Genomic DNA, 520 nt, shown 5'->3' with positions numbered 1-520 from the left:
GATAGAAGACGCACGGGGCCGAACGGAACTGGAGCAAAGACACTCAAAGGAAGAACAACAATTCGAGACATTCATTAATATTATTGTGCCTTTTAAATCCTGCATCGAAGACTTCTTCTCCGACGATCCGGACCGTAACAGGGGCAGTACGCTGTCCTGCACGCTTGAACTAGCGATGACCGTTTTGCTGGTCGTTGGCGTCGCTGCAAAAGCCGCTAGCATCGCGGCAAAGGCCGTTTCCACAGCCTCGAAGACCAGAGCGCTAGCCAAGTTGGGCCTAGGGTTTCTCCACTCTGTGTTCAACCCGCTGGACGGTACGCCAGAGCTGATCCTGGGCGTCGGAAAGTATTTAAAGAAAGGTGTATTGGGTATCAGTCGGGCTGGCTTGAACTCTTTGGAAAGTGCAACCCATCAACTTCGAAGACTGACCGGCAGTGCTGACGCTTATGACTTGATCAAAGCGGCGCAACGAACTGATATCGGACAAGGAACCTGGCGTCCGCTGGGTAGCTCTGGAGAT

The 520-nt window shown here is 52.7% G+C and carries 1 pseudogene; it reads left to right on the top strand.

Annotation, left to right across the window (positions count from 1 at the left end):
- Positions 1 to 520, top strand: a pseudogene (locus AC1DLB_RS31830) (hypothetical protein); the annotation flags it as partial.

The organism is Pseudomonas sp. 05N434, assembly GCF_056396965.1.
This window is presented reverse-complemented; position numbering and strand designations above follow the sequence as displayed.